We start from the raw sequence: 22,312 nt of genomic DNA on the forward strand, positions 1-22,312 counted from the left end.
AGCGTCACTTCTCTGAACTTTCCAGACGTTCGCCCCCTCAACCGCACATCATTACCAAGGAGGTCCGAACCATGAGCACCCTGAAAACCCTGGCCATCGCCGCCGCCCTGCTCACCGCCCTGCCCGCCTGGGCCTGCACGCCCGAAGAAGCCACGGCCAAGCGTGAAGCGCTGGCCAAGGAAGTCACCCGTTTGACCGAGCAAAACCCGACCCAGGCCAAGGAGATGAATGCCGAGCTACAAAAAATGGACCTGGACACCGAAAGCGCGCGATTGCCCGATAAGTGCCAGTTGATCGACGCACGCCTCAAAGAGCTGAAAGAAGCCGCCGCCAAGGCCAAAAACTGAAGGCAAAAAAAACCGGACAATGTCCGGTTTTTTTCACAGCAGCCAGCGCCTTACTCGGCAGCGGGTGCTTCTGGCTTGCGGCGCTTGAGCGGGGCCATGCCGTCCTTGCTGACGAGCGACAGGTTGTCGGTCTTCGGCCGGTTGGCGATCTTGCGCTTGGTCGGCGACTTGGCACCGGTTTTCTTCTTGTCACCCTTGGCGTCGGTCTTTTTCTTCTTCACCCCAACTGCCTTGCCCGAGGCCTTGACCTTTTTCGGCCCGGTGTAGGTGCCTTTGACTTCCTTGATGGTACGGCGCTCGAACGACTGCTTAAGGTAGCGCTCGATGCTCGACATCAGGTTCCAGTCGCCGTGGCAGATCAGCGAGATGGCCAGGCCATCGTTGCCGGCACGCCCGGTACGGCCGATACGGTGCACGTATTCGTCGCCGCTGCGCGGCATGTCGAAGTTGATCACCAGATCCAGGCCGTCCACGTCCAGACCGCGGGCAGCGACGTCGGTGGCGACCAGAATCTTCACGCCACCGGCCTTGAGGCGGTCGATGGCCAGCTTGCGGTCCTTCTGGTCTTTTTCGCCGTGCAGCACGAACGCCTTGTATTCCTGGGCCACCAGGCGACCGTAGATGCGGTCGGCCGCCGCGCGGGTGTTGGTGAACACGATGGCCTTCTGATAGGTCTCGTTGGCCAACAGCCAGTTGAGGATCTGCTCTTTGTGCACGTTATGGTCGGCAGTGACGATCTGCTGACGCGTGGTCGCGTTCAGGTCGCTGACGTTGTTGACCTGCAAGTGCTCAGGGTTGTTCAGCACCTTGGCGACCATGTCGCGCAGGGTCGAACCGCCGGTGGTGGCGGAGAACAGCATGGTCTGCTGACGGTTGACGCATTCGCCGACCAGGCGCTGCACGTCGTCGGCAAAGCCCATGTCGAGCATGCGGTCGGCTTCGTCCAGCACCAGCACTTCGACTTCCTTGAGGTCAAGGTTGCCGGCGTTGAGTTGCTCGATCATGCGGCCCGGGGTGCCGATGAGGATGTCCGGCACCTTGCGCAGCATGGCCGCCTGGACCTTGAAGTCTTCGCCGCCGGTGATAATGCCGGACTTGATGAACGTGAACTGCGAGAAGCGCTCGACTTCCTTGAGGGTCTGCTGGGCCAACTCGCGGGTCGGCAGCAGAATCAGGGTCTTGATGCTGACGCGGACCTTGGCCGGGCCAATCAAACGGTTCAGGACCGGCAGGACGAACGCGGCGGTCTTGCCGCTACCGGTTTGAGCCGTCACCCGCAGGTCACGCCCTTGAAGCGCGAGCGGGATGGCCGCTGCTTGCACAGGCGTAGGCTCGACAAATTTAAGCTCGGCCACGGCTTTGAGCAGGCGTTCGTGCAGGGCGAATTGGGAAAACACGGGTGCTACCTCGAAGAAATACAAAATATCAGCTGCATAGGGTAACGGTTTCGGGCGTCCAAACCGAGTTTCTTTACGCGCACGGGGCTAAACAGCTGATTTTTGTCATGGAATTTATACGCAAGGTCAACTTTGCAGCACTTAAATGCTCTAATCGCCCCATCTTGTCTTAACAGAAGAATCGGTTTCACCCATGGATATCAAACAGCTCTGGCTCAACGTCCAAGACCTCTGGGGCGCCCTCGACGAACACCCGATGCTGCATGCCAGCCTGGGTTTTCTGGTGTTGCTGGTCGTCGCCCTGTTACTCGGACGGGTGGCGCGTTACCTCATCCTCCACGCCGTCAAACTGCTCGGCCGGCAACCGGCGCTGCACTGGCTCAATGACCTTCGGCACAACAAAGTCTTCCACCGCCTGGCGCAGATGACGCCGTCGCTGGTGATCCAGTTCGGCCTGTACCTGGTGCCGGCCCTGAGTAAGACCGCCATCCTGTTTATCGGCAATGTTGCGCTGGCCCTGTCCATTCTGTTCCTGGTGTTGGCGATGAGCGCCCTGCTCAATGCCCTGCTGGACATCTACGCACGCACCGAACACGCGCGTACCCGCTCGATCAAGGGCTACGTGCAATTGGCGAAGATGGTGCTGTTCGTGTTTGGCGCGATCATCATCGTCGCCACCCTGATCGATCGTTCGCCGCTGTTGCTGCTCTCGGGCCTGGGTGCGATGTCGGCGGTAATTCTGTTGGTGTACAAGGACACCCTGCTCTCGTTCGTCGCCAGTGTGCAGCTCACCAGCAACGACATGCTGCGCGTGGGCGACTGGATCGAAATGCCCCAGGTCGGCGCCGACGGCGATGTGGTGGACATCACCCTGCACACGGTCAAGGTGCAGAATTTCGACAAGACCATCGTCTCCATTCCCACGTGGCGACTGATGTCCGAGTCGTTCAAGAACTGGCGCGGCATGCAGGCCTCGGGCGGCCGCCGGATCAAGCGCAGCCTGTACATCGACGCCAGCGGCGTACGCTTTTTGCATGACGATGAAGAAGTCCGCATGACCCAGGTTCGCCTGCTCACCGACTACATCAGCCGCAAACAGGCCGAGCTCAAGGCCTGGAACGAGGCCCAGGGCAACACCGCGCAACTGTCGGCCAACCGCCGGCGCATGACCAACCTCGGCACCTTCCGCGCCTACGCCCTGGCTTATCTGAAAAGCCATCCGGACATCCAGCCGAACATGACGTGCATGGTGCGCCAGATGCAAACCACCGCCCAGGGGGTGCCGCTGGAGATCTACTGCTTTACCCGCACCACGGCGTGGGCCGATTACGAGCGCATCCAGGGCGATATCTTCGATTACCTGCTGGCGGTGCTGCCGGAGTTCGGCTTGAGCTTATATCAGCAGCCGAGTGGCAATGACTTACGCGCGGGGATGTTGCCGGCGGTGGTGGGGGCCAGCCACTTGCCGACCACCGAACACCGCGCTATATAACGCCTCGGCTCAGCGGTGTGCTCAGGCGCGGGTCGGGGCTTTGCGCACACCCAACCGACTGATCCACACCGCCCCCAGAATCACCAACCCGCCCAATGCCAAACGCCCCAGCGGCTCGTGCTGGTTCCAGATCAGCAAGTTCAGCAACAACCCCACCGGCACATGCAGGTTATTCATCACTGCCAGCGTGCCGCCATGCACCAGGCACGCGCCTTTGTTCCACCAATACATGCCGAGCGCGGTGCTGACCAGGCCCAGGAACACCAGCACGCCCCATTGCAGCGGCGCTTGCGGCAGGAAATCGGCCTTGGCGAACAACAGGAATGCCGGCAGCACCACCAACAAGGCGCCGAGGTAGAAGTAGCCGAAACGCCGGTAATGCGGCAGGTCACTCGGATAACGCGCCACCAGGTGCTTGTACATCACTTGCCCGGCGGCGTAGGTGAAGTTGGCCAGTTGCAGCAGCAAAAAGCCCATCAGGAAGTGCGGGGTAATCTGGTCGAAACGAATCACCGCCGCGCCCGCCACCGCCACCAGTGCGGCGACCAGCGCCCACGGGTTGAAGCGTCGGTTGAGGGCATCTTCGATCAAGGTCACGTGTAACGGCGTAAGAATGGTGAACAGCAACACCTCCGGCACCGTGAGCACACGAAAGCTCAGGTACAGGCACACGTAGGTCACACCGAACTGCAGGGCGCCGATCACCAGCATGCCGCGCATGAACGCAGGCTCCACCGAGCGCCAGCGCGTCAGCGGGATAAACACCAGCCCGGCCAGTACCACACGCACCAGCACCGCGAAGTAGCTGTCGACGTGGCCGGCGAGGTATTCGCCGATCAAGCTGAAGGAAAAAGCCTGTATCAGGGTGACAACCAGTAGATAGCCCATGCGCACCTCGTTTTGAATGGGCGCGACATTAAAGGTTTTCGGGATGTGAAGAAACTCGGGGCAAAAAAACCCGACCTCGCTAAAGCGTCAGTCGGGCAGGAGCACTCAGGAGCAACAAGTGCAAAGGGAGGTTCGATACGCGTACTTGAAGGGTTTGCGTGAAGCGATATAAACACCGGGCGATTACGTGACGATTAAAGGATCACGCCACCTGGGCGATCAGCGCCTTGGCGTGATTGATGCCCTTCTCCTGGAAGTCACCGCTCAGGTTCACCCCTTCGGCATGGATGAAAGTCACATCGTGAATCCCGATAAAGGCCATGACCTGGCGCAGGTACGGTTCCTGGTGATCGGAGCTGGCGCCGGTATGAATGCCGCCGCGAGCGGTGAGCACAATGGCGCGCTTGCCGGTCAGCAAACCCTGCGGTCCGGTCGCGGTGTACTTGAAGGTCACGCCGGCCCGCAACACGTGGTCCAGCCAGGCTTTCAAGGTGCTCGGGATGGCGAAGTTGTACATCGGTGCAGCCATGACCAGCACGTCGGCGGCCAGCAGTTCGTCGGTCAACTCGTTGGAGCGGTCCAGAGAAATCTGTTCGTCGTCGTTGCGCTGCTCCGCCGGTTTCATCCAGCCGCCGAGCAAGTTGGCGTCCAGGTGCGGCACCGGTTCACGGGCCACGTCACGCACGGTGATCCGATCCGCCGGGTGGGCGGCCTGCCATTGGCTGATGAACTGCCGGGTCAATTGGCGGGAGATCGAATCCGTTTGGCGGGCGCTGCTTTCGATGATCAGAACGTTGGACATGGCTTCGTAGGCTCCATCTGAAACTGCTGTAAGTCGATGGAGAAAAGATTAACCAAGGCTCATTCGATAAAAAAGCGCAAAAAACTGCTGCAACCCATCTAGAAATTTGTTGATAAGCGGAGTATTCCTGTGGGCATGCTCCGCTGCCGCTTTATTTCGGCGCGCAAGCCAGGGCAATACGCATCTTGATAATGGCGCGGTTGAACTTCACCGTGGTGTTGGTGCTTTTGCCCACCGGTACCGTGACCGTGCGACGTCGCGGCGCTTCCGGGCCGTTGGTGAAGGTTACTGAGCACACCGCGTCTCGGGTGCCGTAGTTATTGAGTTGAATCGAACTGATGTCGCCGTCCACATCGGAGGCGGTGTAGTCCACGCTCACGCCATCGATCTTTTTGGTCACGTCGATGGGGTAGGCGAACGCGCTCATCGGCAGCAGCGCCAGCAACACACAACAGAATTTTCTCATTCGGCAGTCTCCAATAAGGACCGCCAGCTTAGGACAAGAGGAACCTATCTTGAAAGCGCCCCGCGTTACCCTCGATCAATGGCGCACGCTGCAAGCCGTGGTCGACCATGACGGCTTCGCCCAGGCGGCCGAAGCGCTGCACCGTTCGCAGTCCTCGGTGAGCTACACCGTGGCCCGCATGCAAGACCAGCTCGGCGTGCCACTGCTGCGCATCGATGGGCGCAAGGCGGTGCTGACCGATGCCGGCGAAGTGCTATTGAGGCGCTCCCGGCAGTTAGTCAAAAACGCCAGCCAACTGGAAGACCTCGCCCACCATATGGAACAGGGCTGGGAAGCCGAAGTGCGGCTGGTGGTCGATGCCGCCTACCCTAACGCACGCCTGGTACGTGCGCTCAGCGCTTTTATGCCGCAGAGCCGTGGCTGCCGCGTGCGCCTGCGTGAAGAGGTGTTGTCGGGCGTCGAGGAACTGCTGATCGAGGGCGTGGCCGACCTGGCGATCTGCGGCTTCAGCATCCCCGGTTACCTGGGCACGGAAATGAGCGACGTGGAATTCGTCGCCGTGGCCCATCCCGAGCACGCCCTGCACCGCATGAATCGCGAGCTGAGCTTCCAGGACCTGGAAAGCCAGATGCAAGTGGTGATCCGCGACTCCGGCCGCCAGCAACCCCGCGATGTGGGCTGGCTCGGCGCCGAGCAGCGCTGGACCGTCGGCAGCCTGGCCACCGCGGCATCCTTCGTCGGCAGCGGCCTGGGCTTTGCCTGGTTGCCCCGGCACATGATCGAGCGCGAACTCGCCGAGGGCGTGCTCAAGCAACTACCCTTGGAGCAGGGTGGCAGCCGCCACCCTACGTTCTACCTGTACTCAAACAAAGACAAACCCTTGGGGCCCGCAACGCAGATCCTGGTGGAGTTGCTGCGCACTTTTGACACGGCCCCGCTGGACGCACCTTTCGCCGCCCCCGGCAAGCCTGAGACGGAGTTCATGCATGGCCTGGTTCGACCACGACGACTGCAGCCTGCACTACGAGGAATACGGCCACGGCACCCCGCTGCTGCTGATCCACGGCCTCGGCTCCAGCAGCCAGGACTGGGAACTGCAAGTGCCGGTACTGGCCAGGCACTACCGCCTGGTCGTGGTCGACGTTCGCGGCCACGGGCGCTCCGACAAACCCCGCGAGCGCTACAGCATCCAGGGGTTTGCCCATGACCTGCTGGCACTGTTCGACCACTTGAACCTGCCGCCCGCCCATGTAGTGGGCCTGTCCATGGGCGGCATGATCGCGTTTCAGTTGGCCGTGGACCAACCCGCCCTGGTCAGGAGCCTGTGCATCGTCAACAGTGCCCCCGAGGTAAAAGTGCGCAGCGCCGATGATTACTGGCAATGGGCCAAGCGCCGGACCCTGGCCCGCGTACTCAGCCTGAGCACCATCGGCAAGGCGCTGGGTGACCGATTATTTCCCAAACCGGAGCAGGCCGACCTGCGCCGCAAGATGGCCGAACGCTGGGCAAAAAACGACAAACGTGCTTATCTCGCCAGCTTCGATGCGATTGTGGGCTGGGGTGTGCAGGAACGACTTTGGCGGATTACCTGTCCAACCCTGGTCATCAGCGCCGACCACGACTACCCCCCCGTGGCCCAGAAAGAAATCTATGTAAAACTGCTGCCCGATGCGCGACTGGTGGTGATCGAGGATTCCCGTCACGCCACGCCCTTGGATCAACCCGAAGTCTTTAACGCTACCCTGCTCGACTTTCTAACGACCGTCGACACCACTACCCAGGATCACTGACCCATGCTGAAAAAAATCGCCTTCTTTGCCGGTTCCGCCTTGTTCGCTGCCAACCTGATGGCGGCTGAGCCGGCCAAGGCGCCGCACGTTTTGCTCGACACCACCAACGGCCAGATTGAAATCGAACTGGACCCGGTGAAGGCGCCGATCAGTACCAAGAACTTCCTGGCCTATGTCGACAAGGGCTTTTACACCAACACGATTTTCCACCGGGTGATCCCAGGCTTCATGGTCCAGGGCGGCGGCTTCACCCAGCAGATGTCGCAAAAGCCGACCGAAGCGCCGATCAAGAACGAAGCCAGCAACGGCCTGCATAACGTGCGCGGCACACTGTCGATGGCCCGCACCTCGAACCCGGATTCGGCCACCAGCCAGTTCTTCATCAACGTGGCCGACAATGCCTTCCTCGACCCAGGTCGCGATGCCGGTTATGCCGTGTTCGCCAAAGTGGTCAAGGGCATGGACGTGGTCGACATCATCGTCAACTCCCAGACCACCACCAAGCAGGGCATGCAAAACGTGCCAATCGATCCTGTGATCATCAAGTCGGCCAAGCGCATCGACTGAGGTTTGCAGGAAGCTTCGCGCGTAGCCCACAAGGCTGCGCGCGCATTTGAAAGGAGAGCCCGCCCGGCGGGCGTCAACCCTAATGCTCTATCGTCGTTTTGAACAACTGATCGATATTTTCCGCGACGCCCCCAGCGCCGCCCCGCCCGATAAAGTCCTGCCCTTCTACCTCTACTACCTGCGCCAGGTGTGGCCGTGCTTTGCCGCGCTGCTCGTGGTGGGGCTGGTCGGCGCATTGATCGAAGTCGCGCTGTTCAGCTACCTGAGCCGCATTATCGACCTGGCCCAGGGCACACCGCCCGCCAACTTCTTCCAAGTGCACAGCGCCGAGCTGATCTGGATGGCCGTGGTCGCCCTGCTGCTGCGGCCGATTTTCAACAGCCTGCATGATCTGCTGGTGCACCAGACCATCAACCCCGGCATGACCAGCCAGATCCGCTGGCAGAACCACAGCTACGTGCTCAAGCAGAGCTTGAATTTCTTCCAGAATGATTTCGCCGGGCGCATTGCCCAGCGCATCATGCAAACCGGCAACGCCCTGCGTGACTCTGCGGTGGCAACCGCGGAGGCCATCTGGCATGTATCGATCTACGCCATCACTTCGCTGGTGTTGTTTGCCGAGGCCGACTGGCGGCTGATGATCCCGCTGATCACCTGGATCATTTGCTACTGCCTGGCTTTGCGTTACTTCGTGCCAAGGGTCAAGGAACGCTCGGTGATTTCTTCCGAAGCGCGCTCCAAACTCATGGGCCGCATCGTCGACGGCTACACCAACATCACCACCTTGAAGCTGTTCGCCCATACGCAGAATGAGCAGGAATACGCCAAGGAAGCGATCATTGAGCAAACCGAAAAAACCCAGCTGGCGGCACGCGTGCTCACCAGCATGGATGCGGTGATCACCGTGCTGAACGGTCTGCTGATCGTCACCACCACCGGCCTGGCCCTGTGGCTGTGGACGCAATCGCTGATCTCCGTAGGCGCCATCGCGCTGGCCACGGGCCTGGTGATTCGCATCGTCAATATGTCCGGCTGGATCATGTGGGTGGTCAACGGCATTTTCGAAAACATCGGCATCGTGCAGGACGGCCTCAAGACCATCGCCCAACCATTGGCGGTGGTCGACCGCGACAACGCCCCACGCCTGAGCGTGCCCCACGGCGAAGTGCGTTTTGAACAGGTGGATTTTCACTACGGCAAACGCAGCGGGATCATTGGCAACTTGAACCTTGAGATCAAGGCCGGCGAAAAAATCGGCCTTATCGGCCCGTCGGGGGCGGGCAAGTCGACCCTGGTCAACCTGCTGCTGCGCCTCTATGACCTGCAAGGCGGGCGCATTCTGATCGACGGCCAGAACATCGCCGAGGTGGCCCAGGAGTCCCTGCGCGAGCGGATCGGCATGATCACCCAGGACACCTCATTGCTGCACCGCTCGATCCGCGACAACCTGCTGTACGGCAAGCCCGACGCCACCGACGAAGAACTCTGGGCCGCCGTGCACAAGGCCCGCGCCGATGAGTTCATCCCGCTGCTGTCGGACGCCGAAGGCCGCACCGGGCTGGATGCCCACGTGGGCGAACGCGGGGTGAAACTGTCGGGCGGGCAACGCCAGCGCATCGCTATCGCCCGCGTACTGCTCAAGGACGCGCCGATCCTGATCATGGACGAAGCCACGTCGGCGCTCGACTCGGAAGTCGAGTCGGCGATCCAGGAAAGCCTGGAGACCCTGATGCAAGGCAAGACGGTAATCGCGATTGCGCACCGCTTGTCGACCATTGCGCGGATGGATCGCCTGGTGGTGCTGGAAAAAGGCCAGATTGCCGAAAGTGGCAGCCATGCCGAGCTGCTGGCGCATAAGGGGCTGTATGCCCGGTTGTGGCAGCACCAGACCGGGGGGTTTGTGGGTATCGATTGAATACTGCCCCGCCTCTACCACAGCGGGCTTGCTCCCGATAGCGCTGGGGCAGTCAACAGTGCGTTGACGGGTTAGTGCTATCGGGACGACTCACGCCTGCCGATAAGGCAGGGCCGCCCTCGCCTCTTCGGCATAGGCCACAATCCCCACCCGCTCGCGCTCGAGGAAGTCCTCCACGGCATTCTTCAACCCCGGATGACGCAGGTAGTGCCAGGAACGGGTGATCACCGGTTCGAACCCGCGAATCAGTTTGTGCTCGCCCTGGGCGCCGGCGTCGAAGCGTTGCAGGCCCTGAGCGATGGCGTAGTCCATGCCCTGGTAAAAACAGGTTTCGAAATGCAGGCGATCGAATTCCGCCAGGCAGCCCCAGTAGCGACCATAAAAACTGTCACCCCCGATCAGGCTGAAGGCCATGGCCACGGGCCGCGGGCCTTGCTTGGCCAGTACCACGCGGATGGCCTGGGGCATGCGTTCGGCCAGCAGACTGAAAAACGCGCGGGTCAGGTACGGGGCCTTGCGGCGTACCGCGTAGGTGTTGGCATAGCAGGCGTAGACAAAATCCCACTGCGCCTCGCTCAGTTCACCACCTTGCAACCATTCGAAATCGATGCCCTGCCCCGCCACTTGTTCACGTTCTTTACGCATCTGCTTGCGCTTGCGTGAACTGAGGGCGTCGAGGAAATCCTGGAAGTCGCGATAACCACGGTTCTGCCAATGAAACTGGCAGCCCAGGCGCTGCATCCAGCCCGGTTGCCGGGCCAGCGCCTCATCGGCCAACGCATCGGTGAAATTGACGTGCGCACTGCTAAGCCCTTCGATTTCCAGATAACCCGGCAGGCTGTTGAGCAGTTCAAAGCCATCCTCGGCGTTGGCGGCCAATAGCCGTGGCCCGCTGACCGGGCTGAAGGGCACGGCCGTGAGCAGCTTGGGGTAGTAGTCGATACCCGCCCGCGCACAGGCGTCGGCCCAGCCATGGTCGAACACATACTCACCGTAGGAATGCCACTTGCGATAACCCGGCAGTGCCGCCACCAGCCGATCACCCTCCCAGTGCAGCAAATGCTCGGGTCGCCAGCCCGATTGCGGGCCCAGGCTGGCGCTGTCTTCCAGTGCGCTCAGGAACGCATGCCGCACAAAAGGCTGGGCCTGCGGCGCGAGGGCGTCCCACACCTGCGGGTCGATTTCGGACAGGCTGTCCAGGCGTTGCAGCGGCATCGGCATCCTCACTACTTCAGGGCGTGAAAGCCTGGCGAGTATCGCTTATCGGCGGGCCTGGCACACCTTCAAATCGCACGACAAGGCTCTAAACCATTAGTTCCAAGGCTGAGTGATTTGTCATGTAGATGACATCACTTCGCCACTGCTGCGTCATAAACCCTCGCGATACTGACGCCTGTTTTTAGAGCGCCTGGTTCTAGCAGGCGGCTATTTTTCCGTCCGTCATCGGTCGGTTGTGTCCTGGATGGTTTGCCATCCCTCCTCACTTTCGGAGATTGATATGCGTCTTGCTTCCACTAAAACTGCGGCGGCCCTGTGCGGCGGCCTGTTACTGGCCCTGAGCGTTCCGGCCAGCGCCGCAGTCGACGCTAAATTGCTCGACATGCTCAAGGCCAACGGCCAGATTACCGCTGCGCAGTACACCGAACTGCAAAGTGAGTTGGCCAAAGACCAGAAAGAACAGCAGATCGCACGGCAAGCTCAACAAGAGACCAACGAACAGATCGCGGCCACCGCGAAAAAAACCAACGAGCTGAGCAGCTTCGACCAGAAGCTGGCCTGGGCCGCCAAGACGCAGTTCAAGGGTGATGTGCGGTTCCGTCAGGAAACCATCAAGATCGATGGCGAACCCAACAACGGCGGGCGCGACAAGGACCGTCAGCGTATTCGTGCCCGCCTGGGCGCCTACACCGAAATCAACCCGCAAGTGGACACCGGTATTCGTATCGCCACCGGCGGCGGCGACGATGCGCGTTCCACCAACCAGGACCAGGATGGTTACTTCGACAAGAAGTCGATCTGGCTGGACCTGGGCTATATCGACTACCACCCCGACCAGATCAAGAACCTGCACGTGATCGGCGGCAAGATGCTGCAACCCTGGGTCAACATGGGCGACGTGATCTGGGATAGCGATATCAACCCGGAAGGCCTGGCCCTGACCTACAAGTACCCATTGGGTGGCAGCGCCGAGGTGTTCGGCAGCATCGGCAACTACAACCTCAAGGACAACGTGGACGGCGACGGCGTGCAGTTCCGTCACGACCTGCGCCTGACGGCCGGCCAACTGGGTTCGCGCTTCGCGCTGACCGACAACCTCAAACTGACCGTGGGCGGCAGCGTGTACGCCTACCAGAACGATGAGGACAGCCGCTGCACCACGACCACCACGCCATGCGCCCTGGCGGTCAACGGTAACTCGGCCAACGAAGAGTTCCGCCTGTACGAAGGTTTCAGCCAACTGGACATCGGCGGCCTGGCTGTTCCGCTGTCGCTGTATGGCCAATACGTGAAAAACAACGACGCCTCTACCGATCAGGACACCGCCTGGTTGCTGGGCGCCAAGTCCAAGGTGTTCGGTTTCAACCTGGACTACAACTACCGCGATACGCAACGTAACGCCGTGGTGGGTGCCTTCACCGACTCGGACTTTGCCAACGGCACCACCGGCTCGCGCGGGCACAAGCTCAAAGTGGGTTACGACATCGACAAGAACTTCGCGGTCGGCGCCACCTACTTCCTGACCAAGGCGGATTTCGCCAGCCGCACCCAGCGTGACGCCAACGCCAATACCTTGCAGTTGGATGCCGAGGCCAAGTTCTAAACAAGCAGCGTCAAGCGGCAAGCGGCACGCTTCAAGGAGAAGCGCGTCACTTGCCGTTTTTGATTTGCAACCGTCTTACAGATCCTTGAGCCGCTCGGCCGCCAGCCGCTGCGCCAGGGCATCAGCCTCTTTCACCGGCTCCTGCGGCATGATCTTCAGCGTCGCCTGCAGCAGGCGCATCTGACGAATAAACCGGCGGCAGTTCGGGCAGAACATCAAGTGATGACGCACCAGCAGACGCTCGCGAAAGGTCAATTGCCCATCGAGATAATCACTGGATCGCGCCACTTGTTCCTTGCAGGTCAACATTCGCCCGTTTCCTCAAAATGCTCCACCGTGGCGAAGACTTTCAGCCGCGCTCGGTGCAACAGCACACGGACATTGGAGAGCGTGAGGCTCAGGAGATTACAGATCTCTTCCAATTCCAGGCCCTGGCGCTCGCGCAGCACCAGCACGCTGCTTTGCAGTTGCGACAAACTGAGTAACGTATGTTCCAGGCATTTGCGCAGTTCGTCTTCGGTGAGCAGCGCTTCCGGGGTGTCCTGGTGCCAGGCATACGGGGCAACAGCCCAGTGACCGTCGTCGGGGCTGAAGCGATCATCGCCGATGGTGCCGTGGGGCGACGGTAAATCGTCGAGCAGCACTTCGCGACGATTCTGTTTGTAGCGGCCCTTGGCAGCGTTGGCGGTGATGGTCAGCAGCCAGGTCTTGAGGCTGGAGCGCCCTTCGAATTTCCCCAGGTTGCGCACCACCGACAGCCAGGCGTCCTGCACCACTTCATCGGCATGGCGCTGGCCGACAATCGCATAAGCCACCGCGCGCATGGCGCTCTGGTAGGTGACGACCAATTCCTTGTAGGCCCGCTGCTCACCCTTGAGCAAACGTTCAAGCAGGTGCGTGTCGTCCACTGCTGCCATCGTTAACCTCGATCTTGCCGTGGAATACGGTCAATGTGGGAGCGGGCTTGCTCGCGAAGGGGCCGTGTCAGCCACAGTATCCGGTGACTGGCCGAGCGCTTTCGCAAGCCCGCTCCCGCAGTTGATCGCGCGCCAGCGCATTCTCAGCGCTTGCGCAGGATCACGCTGCCGATTGAATAGCCCGCGCCAAACGAGCTGAGTACCGCGACCGCGCCCTTGGGCAGATCATCCTGATAAGTGTGAAACGCAATCACCGAACCGGCCGAGCTGGTATTGGCGTACGTATCGAGAATCACCGGGGCCTCTTCCACGGTAGCTTCGCGGCCCAGCAGCTTCTTCACGATCAGGTGGTTCATGCTCAGGTTGGCCTGGTGCAGCCAGAAGCGCTTCACATCAGCCACCTCCAGCTGGTTTTCCGCCAGATGCACGCCGATCAGCTCGGCCACCATCGGGCACACGTCGCGGAAGACTTTGCGGCCTTCCTGCACGAACAGTTTGTCCGGCGCGCCGATGCCTTCCTCCGCCGCGCGGTTGAGGAAGCCGAAGTTGTTGCGGATGGTATTGGAGAACTTGGTCAGCAGCTTGGTGCTCACCACGTCGAACTGGTGCTTGGAGGTCGCCAGGTCGGCGCGCTCGAGGACGACCGCCGTGGCCGCATCGCCAAAGATGAAGTGGCTGTCGCGGTCGCGGAAATTAAGGTGACCGGTGCAGACCTCCGGGTTGACCATCAAGATCGCCCGGGCCTGGCCCAGCTGGATGCTGTTGGCGGCATTCTGGATGCCGAACGTGGCCGAGGAACACGCCACGTTCATGTCAAAGCCGAAGCCTTCGATGCCCAGGGCTTCCTGGACTTCGATGGCGATGGCCGGGTAAGCACGCTGCAGGTTGGAACAGGCGACGATCACGCCATCGATGTCGGCGGCGGTCTTGCCGGCGCGCTGCAAGGCTTGCTCGGCAGCGCCGATAGCCATCTGGCAGAGTACCGACCACTCGTCATTGCTGCGCTCGGGCAGGCGCGGGGTCATGCGTTGCGGGTCAAGGATGCCGTCCTTGTCCATCACAAAGCGGCTCTTGATGCCGGATGCCTTCTCGATAAACGCCGCGCTGGATTCGGTCAGCGCCTGCACGTCCCCGCGCTCGATGGCGGCAGCGTTGTCGCGGTTGAACTGTTGCACATAGGTATTGAAAGACTGCACCAGCTCTTCGTTGGAGATGCTGTTGGCAGGGGTGTACAGGCCAGTGCCGCTGATGACGACGTTATGCACGGTCGTTCCTCTATGTCTGTCAGGCAGAAGATATTGGTACCGTCGTACCAAACTTTAAGTAGTTTTATTCCGCCTGGCGGACATCAAACTGGCAATGCTTTATTCCATCGGGCCGCCGCCGTTTGCGGCGATCCCGGGATTTATAGCGGCGAAGTTTGCCACAAACCCAGGAATTTGGCGCCCTCTCTCAAAAGCGCCTCTTTTAAATGTGGGAGCAAGCCCCCTTGTGTCTTGATACGGGATTAAGCTGAGAGTGAGAGGGTGAGTGGCAAGCTGAATGCCCGAAGTGCTTAAAGCACGTGTGGGAGCCCATGCTGCCACTCACTTCTCCGCTCTGGACATGAGCCCGAACAGTTGAACGAGCCCACCTCGAACAGTTACAAGCGTGGGCCAAGCCAGAGCGCTCTCACTTTTAGTGTAAGAGGGTTTGGCTATGTTTTCCTATCCAGCAGGCATTGATGTTTCCAAGGACAGCCTTGAAGCTCGAGTTCATCAGGTTGACGTTGGGGTAAATTGCGCTAACGCCGAAGAAGATTTCCCTGGGTTGATTGGGTGGCTATTGCTTCACCAGGTCGGACGCGTGGTGTTGGAGGCTACTGGCGGTTATGAGCGCAAAGTCATGAAGGCGCTTCAGGCTGCGGGCCTTAATGTCATCTGCGTCAATCCCCGTCGGGCCAAGAGTTTTTCCAGGGCGATGGGGCAACACGCTAAAACCGACCCGATAGACGCAAAGTCTCTTGCGCAGTTCGCAGCGGTTCTCGACTCACCAAGCAGCCGAATCACCAGCCCGGAACATGACGAGTTGCGCGCGTTAGTCCAGCAGCGAGAGAACTTTGTTCAGCAGAGGGACGATGACAGAAGGCGCCTGAAAACAGCCTCCTGCGACGTAGTAAAACCGGCGTTGCAGAGCCATATCGACTACTTGAGCAAGGCTGTGAACGCGATAGAGCAGCTGATTCGCGAAACCGCCAACAGGCTAGACCGCGAAAAGGTCGAACGCCTGTGCTCAGTTAAGGGCATCGGGCTCATTACGGCGGCTAGCCTAATGGCATATCTGCCGGAGCTGGGCGAGATTGGCAGGCGTCCGATCACGGCGCTAGCGGGCCTCGCTCCGTATAACAACGACAGTGGGAAACACCAAGGTGCGCGTCACATTAGCGGCGGGAGGTTTTCCGTGCGTCGCTCGCTCTACATGGCCTGCTGGGTTGTCATCCGGGAACAGCCTGAATTCCAAGCCCGCTATAAAGCACTGCGCGACAAAGGCAAACGCGCAAAAGTTGCGCTAATCGCATGCATGCGTGTTTTGTTAGTCAGGCTGAACGCGATGCTGCGTTATAGAGCCGAATGGAAAGAACACGCTGCCTGAATCGGTAGCGATATGTGGTTGAAGGTCACACGGCTTGAAGCTGTGGGAGCTTGGCTGTCTTAAAAAGCGATGCCAAAGTTAGGGTCATCAAGACAGTTGCTCCCACATTTGAACCTGCTGTGTGCTGGAAACCGAGCAAGGCTTCAGGGCTCTACCTGGCCCCATTGCTTGCTCAAGCGTTTGTCGGAAATCGGTACCTTGGCGCCCAATTGCTGGCCAAACAACGACACGCGATATTCCTCCAACCACCAGCGGTAGAGCTCCAACTGAGGGTCGCGCTTGCCTTCCTGGGTATGTTTATTCAGACGGTTCTGGTACTGCGCCCACAACCCGCCGAGTTCGCCGCTCCACACCCGATCCTTCTGCAACTGGCCCGGCAGTTTCTCCAGGCGCAGTTCGATGGCCTTGAGGTATCGCGGCAGCTCCTTGAGCCACTGTGCCGGGGTTTCGCGCACAAAACCCGGGTACACCAGGTTGCTCAACTGCTGCTTGATATCGTTGAGCGCCACGGCCTGGGCCAGGTCGATCTTGCCTTTGAAGCACTTTTGCAGGCCATGCCAGAGTTTCAGCACGTCCAGGGTCAAGCGCGCCAGGCGTTCGGCATGCTCGGTCCAACTGCCACGCTTGCGCTCGGCCAAGGCGGCCAGGCCCGCGCCATCACGCGGCAGGCTGGCTTCGCCGTCCAGCACGCAGGTGTCGAGGCTGGCCAGCAGGATGTCTTCCACCAGCGCGTCGATACGCCCCAATTCGCGGTACATCAGGCCCAACTCAGTCAGGCCGGGCAATTTGCCGCGCAGGAACTTGGCCGGTTCCGCCAGTTGCTGCATCAACAGACGCTGCAAGGCGCGGCGGTGCTGAAACTCGGCTTCGGCTGCGGTGGAAAAACGCCCTTCCTTGACCGTGCCGTTTTCTTCCACCAGCGCCGGATACACGGTCATCGACAGCCCGGCGATGTTCTGCTGGGTTTTCTCGGCCACGGCGGCGAACACCTTGGCCTCCACCGGTTGCTGGCTCTTCGCGGTTTGCGGCACGGCCAGGGCGGCCTGGCTGGCTTCGGCGAACCGTGCGGTCAGCTCGGCCAGGTCACGGCCTTCGCCGAGGAACTTGCCCTGGGCGTCGACGACTTCCAGGTTCATCTTCAGGTGGTTTTCCACCTGCTGCGCCGCTTCAGCCCAGGCTTCATCGCTGACCCGCGCGCCGGTCATGCGCAGCAGTTCGCGGCCCAGTGCCTGCGGCAAAGAGCCCTGGCCGAATTCGATGCGTTGCAGCGCGGCTTTGATGAAGTCCGGCACCGGCACGAAGTTCTTGCGCAGGGCCTTGGGCAAGTTGCGCACCAAGGCAATGCACTTGGCTTCGATCAACCCCGGTACCAGCCATTCCAGGCGCTCCGGCGGCAAGGCCGGCAGCAGCGGCGCCGGCACGCGCAAGGTCACGCCATCGCGCGGGTGGTTGGGTTCGAAGTGGTAGCTGAGCGCCAGGGCCAGGTCGCCCAGGTGCAAGGTGTCCGGGTAATGCGCGGCGGTGACTTCACTGGCTTCGCGGGCCAGCACATCTTCCTCACGCATGATCAGCAACTGCGGGTCTTTCTGGCTGTTGACCTTGTACCAACTGTCAAAAGTCGCGGTCTGGTGGATCTCCGCCGGCAAGCGCGCGTCGTAGAAGGCGTACAGGGTTTCTTCGTCGGCCAGGATGTCGCGGCGGCGCGCCTTGGCTTCCAGTTCGTCGAGCTGCTCCAGCAACTGCTGGTTGGCCGTGAGGCACTTGGCGCGGGACTGAATCTCGCCACGCACCAGGCCTTCGCGGATAAACAGCTCGCGGGACACCACCGGGTCAATCGGCCCGTAATGCACCGGCCGGCGCCCGACCACAATCAGCCCGAACAGGGTGATCTGCTCGAAGGCCACTACTTGGCCGCGCTTTTTTTCCCAGTGCGGTTCGAAGTGGTTTTTCTTGATCAGGTGCCCGGCCAACGGCTCGATCCAGTCGGCATCGATCTTGGCCACCATGCGCGCATAGAGCTTGGTGGTTTCCACCAGCTCGGCGGTCATCAGCCATTGCGGGCGTTTTTTGCCGATGCCCGATGACGGGTGAATCCAGAAGCGACGCTGACGCGCGCCGAGGTAATCGCCCTCTTCGGTCTTCTGGCCGATCTGGCTGAGCAGGCCCACCAGCACGGCCTTGTGCAGTTTCGGATAGTCGGCCGGCTCTTTGTTGAGGGCCAGCTGCATGTCGCGGCAGATCAGGCTCAACTGGCGATGGGAGTCACGCCATTCGCGCAGGCGCAAATAGTTGAGGAAATTTTTGCGGCACCAGTTGCGCAGCGGGCTGGCGGTGAGCGCCTGGCGTTGTTCTTCAAAGCCGCGCCACAAGTTGACCAGCCCGGCGAAGTCCGAGTCCGGGTCTTTCCATTGGGCGTGGGCCTGGTCGGCGGCCTGTTGACGCTCGGGCGGGCGTTCGCGCGGATCCTGGATCGACATCGCGCTGGCGACGATCAGCACTTCCTGCAAGCTGCCGAGCTTGGCGGCTTCGAGCAGCATGCGGCCCATGCGCGGGTCCACCGGCAGGCGCGCCAGTTGACGGCCCAGCGGCGTGAGCTGGCTGTTGCGGTCGACCGCCGACAGCTCTTGCAGCAGGTTGAAACCGTCGCTGATGGCCTTGCCATCCGGCGGTTCGATAAACGGGAAATCGGTGATCTCGCCCAGGCGCAGGTGCAGCATTTGCAGGATCACGGCGGCCAGGTTGGTGCGCAGGATCTCCGGGTCGGTGAATTCCGGGCGGCCGATAAAATCTTCTTCGCTGTACAGGCGGATACAGATGCCCGGCTCCACCCGGCCACAACGGCCTTTACGCTGGTTGGCGCTGGCCTGGGAAATGGCCTCGATCGGCAGCCGCTGCACCTTGGCGCGGTAGCTGTAGCGGCTGATGCGCGCGGTGCCGCTGTCGATCACGTAACGAATGCCCGGCACGGTCAGCGAGGTTTCCGCGACGTTGGTCGCCAGCACCACCCGGCGGCCGGGGTGGGACTGGAAAATGCGCTGCTGCTCGGCCGGCGACAGGCGCGCATACAGTGGCAGGATTTCGGTGTGCTTGAGCTGGGCCTTGCGCAGCATCTCGGCGGCGTCGCGAATCTCGCGCTCACCCGGCAAAAACACCAGCACATCGCCGGGGCTGCGCCGTTCGCTGCGCTCATAGGCGGCGATTTCGTCGAGGGTGGCGAGGATCGCCTGGTCAACGGTCAAGTCGTCCTCGACGCGGTTGCCCTCCTCGTCCTGTTCCAGCGTCAGCGGGCGATACCAGGTGTCCACCGGGAAGGTGCGGCCCGAGACCTCGACAATCGGCGCATCGTCGAAGTGCTTGGAAAACCGTTCAAGGTCGATGGTCGCCGAGGTGATGATGACTTTCAGGTCCGGGCGCCGCGGCAGCAGGGTCTTGAGGTAACCCAGCAGGAAGTCGATGTTCAGGCTGCGTTCGTGGGCTTCGTCGACAATGATCGTGTCGTAGCGTTCCAGGTAGCGGTCGTTCTGGGTTTCCGCCAGCAGGATGCCGTCGGTCATCAGCTTGACCAGGGTATTGGAGTCGCTCTGGTCTTCGAAGCGTACTTGATAGCCGACCAACGCCCCGAGCGGCGTGGCCAGCTCTTCGGCCACGCGGCTGGCGACGCTGCGCGCGGCGATCCGGCGTGGCTGGGTGTGACCGATCAGGCCGTACTGGCCGCGGCCGATCTCCAGGCAGATTTTCGGTAACTGGGTGGTTTTACCCGAGCCGGTTTCGCCGGCAATGATCAGCACCTGATGCTTTTGCAGCGCCGTCTTGATCTCGTCGCGCTTGGCCGCGATCGGCAGGCTGTCGTCGTAGCGAATCACCGGCAGGCTGGCGCGCCGCGCCGTGACCTGGGCGCAGGAAGCCTGCAGGCGCGTGACCCACTGCGCCAGCTTCTCCTCGTCGGGTTTCTTGCGCAGCTCAAGCAACTGCCGACGCAAGCGGTGGCGGTCGGCGAGCATGGCGTGATCGAGGTTTTTGAGCAGTTGGTCGATAGTGGGCGCTTGGTCGGTCATCAGGTACGCAAGGGTCTTCTATATAGGCAGGGGGCGGATTGTCGCAGAAAAGCAGCAGCAAGCGGCAAGCTTCAAGCAGTCAGTAAGCACCGTGTGGTTTTCTCTTGCCGTTTGACGCTTACAGCGGCTCTTTCTGCGATACGGAAACACATCAATCACCTTGCCGGCCCGAATCGCGTCTTGCAGGCCCTTCCAATAGTCGGCGTTGTACAACTCGCCGTGCAGTTCATTGAACAGCTTGCGCTGGCCGGCATCGGCAAACAGGAACGGTGGGAACTCTTCCGGGAACACGTCCAGCGGGCCGATGGAGTACCAGGGCTCGGAGGCCATTTCATCCTCCGGGGTACGCGGTGCCGGGATGTGGCGGAAGTTGGCTTCGGTAAGAAAGCAGATCTCGTCGTAGTCGTAGAACACCACGCGACCGTGGCGGGTGACACCGAAATTCTTCAGCAGCATGTCGCCGGGGAAGATATTGGCCGCCGCCAGTTGCTTGATGGCCAGGCCGTAGTCTTCCAGGGCTTCACGCACCTGGGCGGGGTTGGCGTTGTCGAGATAGAGGTTGAGCGGGGTCATGCGCCGTTCGGTCCAACAGTGGCGAATCAGCACCGTGTCGCCCTCCACCTCGACCGTGTCGGCGGCCACTTCCAACAGCTCGGCAAGGCACTCGGGCTCGAACTTGCTCAGCGGAAAACGGAAGTCGGCGAACTCCTGGGTATCGGCCATGCGCCCGACACGATCAACGCTTTTAACCAGGCGGTACTTCTCGATCACTGTGGCGCGGTTGACGTTTTTCGACGGTGAGAAGCGGTCCTTGATGATCTTGAACACGGTGTTGAAGCCCGGCAGGGTAAACACGCTCATGACCATGCCGCGCACACCGGGAGCCATGATGAATTGATCGTCAGTGGTCGCCAGGTGGTTGATCAGCGCGCGGTAGAACTCCGACTTGCCGTGTTTATAGAAGCCGATGGAGGTGTACAACTCGGCGATGTGTTTGCCCGGCAGGATGCGCTTGAGAAAGCCGATGAATTCCGCCGGTACCGGCACGTCGACCATGAAGTAGGAGCGGGTGAACGAAAAGATGATCGACACCTCGGCTTCGTCGGTGATCAACGCATCGATCTGGATCCCCTGCCCCTCGCGGTGCAACAGCGGGATCACCAAGGGCCATTGTTCGTCACGGGTGTAGATGCGCCCTACGAGGTAGGCGCCTTTGTTGCGGTAGAGCACCGAGGCAAACAGCTCGATCTTGAGGTCCGGGTCCTTGCACACCCAATCCGGCAGGTTCTCGCGCAGTTGCGCTTGGAGGCGCCGCAGGTCGGCGGGCAAGTCGGCGTAGGGTTCGCTGAAGCTGAAGTCCGTGAAAATTTGCGCCAGCACCGGCGCAATGTTGCCGGCCGGTGCGTACGTGCGAGTTTGCGCCGCGCGTGCCCGGCGCAGGCTTGGCCGTGTGGTGTGAATGAACATGCAGCCGTCGCTGATCAGGTCGTGGCTGAACAGGCCGCAAAAGATCGAGTTGTACCAGGTCTCCGACAGTTCATCGTCGAAGCGCAGGTCGATCAGGCCGATGTAGGCGCTTTTAACCAGGGGCCACAGGTCAATCTTCAGCAACAGCGCGGCATCGAAGCTGGCGCGCAGGCGTGTGGTCACCTCAAGAACTTTGTCCTCATACAGGTTGATGCGCGCCGCCGACGCCGCCTGGCCCTGTTGCCACTGGGCCTTTTCGAATCGCTCGCGGGCGCCGTCGGTGATCTGGCGGAAGTGCTCGCGGTAATCATCGAAGCCATCGAGGATCATTCGGGCGATGGCGGGGGCGGACTGCGGCATGCGGGAAACCTCGAACGGGCATCTGGAAGCCCTGAGCTTAGCCAGTGTAGGAGAGCAGGAGAAGGACGATTTTTTACGCCGCGTTGTACAGCTTCGTTCACTTCATGCATTTATTTTGATTTTTTATAAGTCGACCAATCGGTCAATAAACGTGCGCACACGTCACCCGCCGCCGCGCCTCTAGCCCCGCAAACGCGTGGCTTGCCACCCCGCCCTGGAAAAGCGCCAACGGTCTTGAACCTGGCAATGCGCCATGATTTTGGATCCAAGTAAGGGAAACCCCGATTACTAGCTTGATGGCACTTTGATATACAGCGCGCCCTCTCCCGCCCTGACAAGGTCAAAAGACCGCTACGGGAGCAGGTTTTAATCGCACAAGGAGCATTGAGATGTCGTT

16 protein-coding genes and 2 pseudogenes are annotated in these 22,312 nt (G+C 60.9%); 8 read left to right on the forward strand and 10 right to left on the reverse strand.

The annotated features are described in order from the left end of the window. Positions 1-71: 71 nt before the first annotated feature. Entirely contained in the window at positions 72-347 is a 276-nt protein-coding gene (locus tag AB4O25_RS10935) for a hypothetical protein (RefSeq protein ID WP_017527533.1), read from the forward strand. Between the two features lie 50 nt (positions 348-397). Here the strand turns inward: AB4O25_RS10935 and AB4O25_RS10940 are convergent, their stop codons facing one another. Beyond that, entirely contained in the window at positions 398-1,744 is a 1,347-nt protein-coding gene (locus AB4O25_RS10940; protein WP_003193110.1) for a DEAD/DEAH box helicase, read from the reverse strand. A 193-nt stretch (positions 1,745-1,937) separates the two neighbouring features. Between AB4O25_RS10940 and AB4O25_RS10945 the strand changes: the two genes are divergently transcribed. Then, a complete protein-coding gene (locus AB4O25_RS10945; protein ID WP_017527532.1) occupies positions 1,938-3,236 on the forward strand; it encodes a mechanosensitive ion channel family protein in 1,299 nt (432 codons plus the stop codon). 21 nt (positions 3,237-3,257) lie between these two features. On the opposite strand, the gene AB4O25_RS10950 is transcribed toward AB4O25_RS10945, so the two are convergent. The 3 genes from AB4O25_RS10950 to AB4O25_RS10960 form a co-directional block, all read right to left on the reverse strand. Next, a complete protein-coding gene (locus AB4O25_RS10950; protein ID WP_017527531.1) occupies positions 3,258-4,124 on the reverse strand; it encodes a carboxylate/amino acid/amine transporter in 867 nt (288 codons plus the stop codon). Positions 4,125-4,326: 202 nt separating this feature from the next. Continuing rightward, positions 4,327-4,926: an FMN-dependent NADH-azoreductase gene (locus AB4O25_RS10955; protein WP_017527530.1), complete on the reverse strand. Its 600-nt coding sequence runs from the start codon at positions 4,924-4,926 to the stop codon at positions 4,327-4,329. Positions 4,927-5,077: 151 nt separating this feature from the next. Then, the gene (locus AB4O25_RS10960; protein WP_017527529.1) at positions 5,078-5,392 is read right to left on the reverse strand and encodes a 3-phosphoglycerate kinase; all 315 of its coding nucleotides are present in this window, start codon (positions 5,390-5,392) and stop codon (positions 5,078-5,080) included. A 49-nt stretch (positions 5,393-5,441) separates the two neighbouring features. On the opposite strand from AB4O25_RS10960, the pseudogene AB4O25_RS10965 reads away from it, so the two are divergent. From AB4O25_RS10965 to AB4O25_RS10980, 4 genes and pseudogenes are all read left to right on the forward strand, one after another. Continuing rightward, positions 5,442-6,353, forward strand: a pseudogene (locus AB4O25_RS10965) (LysR family transcriptional regulator); the annotation flags it as partial. 25 nt (positions 6,354-6,378) lie between these two features. Continuing rightward, entirely contained in the window at positions 6,379-7,182 is an 804-nt protein-coding gene (locus AB4O25_RS10970; protein ID WP_460150853.1) for an alpha/beta fold hydrolase, read from the forward strand. Positions 7,183-7,185: 3 nt separating this feature from the next. Beyond that, positions 7,186-7,749: a peptidylprolyl isomerase A gene (locus AB4O25_RS10975; protein WP_017527526.1), complete on the forward strand. Its 564-nt coding sequence runs from the start codon at positions 7,186-7,188 to the stop codon at positions 7,747-7,749. 82 nt (positions 7,750-7,831) lie between these two features. Next, entirely contained in the window at positions 7,832-9,664 is a 1,833-nt protein-coding gene (locus AB4O25_RS10980; RefSeq protein WP_017527525.1) for an ABC transporter ATP-binding protein, read from the forward strand. Between the two features lie 90 nt (positions 9,665-9,754). Here the strand turns inward: AB4O25_RS10980 and AB4O25_RS10985 are convergent, their stop codons facing one another. Further along, positions 9,755-10,879 carry a GNAT family N-acetyltransferase gene (locus tag AB4O25_RS10985; RefSeq protein WP_460150854.1) on the reverse strand — a complete coding sequence of 375 codons (1,125 nt, stop codon included), beginning with the start codon at positions 10,877-10,879 and terminating at the stop codon, positions 9,755-9,757. Between the two features lie 283 nt (positions 10,880-11,162). Between AB4O25_RS10985 and AB4O25_RS10990 the strand changes: the two genes are divergently transcribed. Then, complete coding sequence (locus AB4O25_RS10990; protein ID WP_017527523.1) at positions 11,163-12,485, forward strand: putative porin; 1,323 nt, start codon at positions 11,163-11,165, stop codon at positions 12,483-12,485. A gap of 75 nt (positions 12,486-12,560) precedes the next feature. Here AB4O25_RS10990 and AB4O25_RS10995 read toward each other — a convergent pair whose 3' ends face one another. The 3 genes from AB4O25_RS10995 to AB4O25_RS11005 all read right to left on the reverse strand — a co-directional run bounded on the left by AB4O25_RS10995 (position 12,561) and on the right by AB4O25_RS11005 (position 14,667). After that, positions 12,561-12,794, reverse strand: a complete 234-nt coding sequence (locus AB4O25_RS10995) for an anti-sigma factor family protein (RefSeq protein WP_017527522.1) — start codon at positions 12,792-12,794, stop codon at positions 12,561-12,563. Then, on the reverse strand, positions 12,788-13,402 hold the full coding sequence (locus AB4O25_RS11000; RefSeq protein ID WP_017527521.1) for an RNA polymerase sigma factor: 615 nt from the start codon (positions 13,400-13,402) through the stop codon (positions 12,788-12,790). The genes AB4O25_RS10995 and AB4O25_RS11000 overlap by 7 nt, the downstream gene beginning before the upstream one ends. 143 nt (positions 13,403-13,545) lie before the next feature. Continuing rightward, entirely contained in the window at positions 13,546-14,667 is a 1,122-nt protein-coding gene (locus AB4O25_RS11005) for a beta-ketoacyl-ACP synthase III (RefSeq protein WP_017527520.1), read from the reverse strand. A gap of 433 nt (positions 14,668-15,100) precedes the next feature. On the opposite strand from AB4O25_RS11005, the gene AB4O25_RS11010 reads away from it, so the two are divergent. Beyond that, on the forward strand, positions 15,101-16,033 hold the full coding sequence (locus AB4O25_RS11010; RefSeq protein ID WP_068931592.1) for an IS110 family transposase: 933 nt from the start codon (positions 15,101-15,103) through the stop codon (positions 16,031-16,033). Between the two features lie 143 nt (positions 16,034-16,176). Here the strand turns inward: AB4O25_RS11010 and hrpA are convergent, their stop codons facing one another. Both hrpA and aceK read right to left on the reverse strand, forming a co-directional pair. Further along, positions 16,177-20,088 carry an ATP-dependent RNA helicase HrpA gene (gene hrpA / locus AB4O25_RS11015; RefSeq protein WP_460150855.1) on the reverse strand — a complete coding sequence of 1,304 codons (3,912 nt, stop codon included), beginning with the start codon at positions 20,086-20,088 and terminating at the stop codon, positions 16,177-16,179. Between the two features lie 129 nt (positions 20,089-20,217). Next, positions 20,218-21,915, reverse strand: a pseudogene (gene aceK, locus AB4O25_RS11020) (bifunctional isocitrate dehydrogenase kinase/phosphatase); the annotation flags it as partial. Positions 21,916-22,312 lie beyond the last annotated feature (397 nt).

Source organism: Pseudomonas sp. S3_A03 (assembly GCF_054668275.1).